Source organism: Hydrocoleum sp. CS-953 (assembly GCF_002260545.1).
Taxonomy (GTDB): Bacteria; Cyanobacteriota; Cyanobacteriia; order Cyanobacteriales; family Microcoleaceae; genus Trichodesmium.
This window is the reverse complement of sequence record NZ_LGSU01000493.1, coordinates 1-3,336: the sequence shown is the minus strand read 5'-3', so window position 1 is coordinate 3,336 and position 3,336 is coordinate 1. Positions and strand designations below refer to the sequence as shown.

The following is a 3,336-nucleotide window of genomic DNA, read 5'->3' as shown; positions in this document are numbered from 1 at the left end:
TGATAAAGATGAGTGAAAACTCTTTGTTTAAATTTACTACTAATATCCTTTCCTAAGTATGTCTTGAAGTTTTTAGTCCCTAAAATTTCTTTAATTGCTGCAAAAGGGTTGGAAAAAAAAATAATTTTAGGTTCAGGAAAGTCACTCGCTTTATAGGCAGCTCTAATTGCTGTTTCAACTTTTTCTCAATTGATAGGTTGGGTTAGTGTTGGTATTGCCTTCCACTTTTCTATATACTTTGGAAGCAATATTTCTTGTTCTGGAGATAACTCAGAAACGATATGTTTTGGCATTTTACTTACACGTTTTGGCATAGCTTTAAGAATAGTCTCAAGGTATTTAATTTGAATTATACAAGACACAAAAACCAGACAAGAAACCGGGTTTATTGCCCTAATTTGTTGTTCAAGCCACGAATTTTTCTAAATAAACCCGGTTTCTGCGTAAGTCCTATTATATTCTAGTTGGGATACTATAAAATATCTAAATTTTTACTCTTATACCAATTACCATGCATTAATGCTATACTTGATTAACACTTCAGTTATTAAGTAATTCTTGGTATAATCACCTTTTTGCTTATTTGAGGCAAGTTAATGTTAATTATTCTTATCTTTACTTCTCCCGTACGGACGTTGCATAACAAAAATGCTAACGTCCCTACACTCCCCTACTCCCCTACTCAATCAAATGTAGAAAAGTTTTTGAGAAATGGTATTATACGGTTCCCGATAAATCAGAAATTTTATTTTACTATAAAAGCTAGTTTTCAAGTCTATATTTGTTTAAATATCTTCCTTAAGCTTGAGGTTTTTGTTGCTGTGTACCATTCCGCAGGAATGGCTGACAGCTAATAGCTGAATACTTACCTTGTAATTTTTAACTTTTAACTTTTGACTTTTAACTTTTGAATTTTAAGTTGACAATTGATTCATGGCTAAAGTTAATGGAAAAACTTTACCACTACCAGCTTTTCTTAACAATGCTGTAACTACAGTAAAAGTCCATCTTGAGTCTACAACATCATCTACTAAAAATACATTTCCCCTAATTCCTGACCAATGATTAATTTCAAAAGCACCGTCTAAATTATGAGCTTGTTTGTAACTATTACTCATTTCTTTTTGTAGTGAAGTATGATGAATTTTTATGACACACGGCACAAAGGGTAAACCTAATTTTTTAGCCAGACTTTGAGCAAAATTAGGAACAAGTTCCGGACGATTTAAAGAAGGAATACAAGTTACCCAAGTGGGAAAAGTTTGAGGTTGCCAACGTTTAATCATTTCGTATGTAGCTTGAACTAATCTATTGCTAAAATGGTTATCTGTGTATTTACCTTTTTTCACAAGTTCTCCCCAACCAGCATCATTCCAAAGAGAAAGCGATCGCCCAACTTCTGCTCGTAATTCTGGAGAAATATTGCCGTTGAAATTATAAGTTGATAAGGCATCTTTCGGCCATTTCTTTCGAGGTTCAATAATTTGTTCGCTACTTCGTAAAAATTTAACAGCTTCTGTCACAAATTTTGAGGAAACATTCTCTGAAAAAATTGGTTTTCCTAAGCAAATAGCACATTTACCACAAGGGTGAGGATTTGGGTCATCTAATTCTTTTCTAAGAAATTGCATTAAGCATTTTTGACTCTCCATATAATCCCACATTCGAGCTTGTTCTTGACGACGTATTTGAGTCAATTTTTCTATTTTTTCTGTGTTTGTTTGATAATTAATTGGAGTTGCATAATACTTTGAACCGATTTTTTTTACTGGGGATGGAGTCTCAATAGACAATAACTTCAAAACCTTATTTATTTGTCCATTAGTTAGATTCAAATGTTCCTCTAACATCGGAACTGAAAGACCATCCTCTGCTTGATTTAATGCAGACAAAACTGATTGATTATGAGCTTCTGGGGGAAAAGCAGTCTGAATAAAATAATTAGTAATTTCTTCATCTTCTGCACCACTTAAAAGAATGCCATAAGCATTTTCTACTGCTCTACCCGCACGCCCTACTTGTTGATAATAATGTACCACTGAACCAGGACGTTGATAATGAATAACAAATCCTAAATCTGGTTTATCAAAACCCATTCCTAGAGCTACAGTTGCCACTAATGCCTTAACTTCATTATTCAATAATTGCTGTTCTAATTCTTCTCGCTCTTCTGTATCTTTATTACTATGATAAGCTGCTACATTTATTCCTTGAAACTTCAACCAGTTAGTAACTCTTTCGGCATCTCTCACAGTTAAAGTGTAAATAATTCCACTGCCAGGAATATTAGGTAAATGTTCTGCTAACCATCCTAAACGAGGAGGAGGAAATGACAGATAAATATTTTGTAATTGGAGACTATCTCTAGTTAATGAACCTCTAGATATTTTCAGATTTTCACCTAGTTGAACAATAATATCATCCACAACTCGATTATTAGCAGTAGCAGTAGTAGCAAGCACAGGAATATTTTTTGGTAAAGCTTGTAAAATTCTGACAATGCGTCGATAATCTGGGCGAAAATCATGCCCCCAATCAGAAATACAATGAGCTTCATCAACTACAAATAAACCTATATTTTTAGCAATAGGAATTAAGATATTTTCTCGGAAGTTTTCATTTGCTAATCTTTCTGGGGAAATCAACAAAACATCTACTTTTCCTGCCCTTAAATTATTTTCTACTTTTTCCCATTCTTCCGAGTTGCTGGAGTTAATTGTTTGAGCGTTAATTCCAATTCGTTCTGCTGCGGAAATTTGATTTCGCATTAATGCTAAAAGGGGAGAAATTAAGAAAGTTATACCTTTCCCTTTATCTCGAAGTAAACGAGTAGCTAAAAAATAGACAAAACTCTTTCCCCAACCAGTACGTTGCACAACCAAAAGACGACTTTGATATTCCGTAATAGCTTCTATTGCTTCCCATTGACCATCACGAAATTGAGCAGTAGAATTATTTAAAGCCTGTCTGAGTAATGATAATGCCTTTTGTTTATTTATATTTCTCAATTTATCTATTCTCTCCTCAAAATTATTACAAATTTTAATATTTTTCGGAATGCTTTTAGATATAAATAATTTAGTTTTTGTTGACGAATCCGGGGTTAATTTGGCAATGACTCGTCTTTATGGTCGGGGAAAAGTAGGAGAAAGAGTAGTAACTGATACCCCTAGAAATCAAGGTAAAAATACAAGTGTTTTAGAGGCATTAAGCCTTGATGGTTTAATTGCATTAATGACAGTAGTTGGTAGTACAAATAAAAATGTATTTGAAACATATATAGAACAGATTTTATTACCTCAATTATGGCGCTTAAGCAATTGTACTCATGGATAA

The 3,336-nt window shown here is 33.3% G+C and carries 3 protein-coding genes; 1 reads left to right on the top strand and 2 read right to left on the bottom strand.

All coding sequences use genetic code 11. The features are described 5' to 3' along the window. Window positions 1-185: 185 nt before the first annotated feature. Window positions 186-314: a hypothetical protein gene (locus tag AFK68_RS43285; protein ID WP_256386489.1), complete on the bottom strand. Its 129-nt coding sequence runs from the start codon at window positions 312-314 to the stop codon at window positions 186-188. A 600-nt stretch (window positions 315-914) separates the two neighbouring features. Continuing rightward, on the bottom strand, window positions 915-3,008 hold the full coding sequence (locus AFK68_RS05050) for a RecQ family ATP-dependent DNA helicase (protein ID WP_168186325.1): 2,094 nt from the start codon (window positions 3,006-3,008) through the stop codon (window positions 915-917). A 49-nt stretch (window positions 3,009-3,057) separates the two neighbouring features. Between AFK68_RS05050 and AFK68_RS05045 the strand changes: the two genes are divergently transcribed. Continuing rightward, window positions 3,058-3,336: a transposase gene (locus AFK68_RS05045; RefSeq protein WP_094671848.1), complete on the top strand. Its 279-nt coding sequence runs from the start codon at window positions 3,058-3,060 to the stop codon at window positions 3,334-3,336.

Excerpts from the sequence above, each read along its gene's own strand:
- AFK68_RS43285 (WP_256386489.1), bottom strand. The coding sequence starts at position 314 with ATGCCAAAACGTGTAAGTAAAATGCCAAAACATATCGTTTCTGAGTTA.
- AFK68_RS05045 (WP_094671848.1), top strand. The coding sequence starts at position 3,058 with ATGCTTTTAGATATAAATAATTTAGTTTTTGTTGACGAATCCGGGGTT.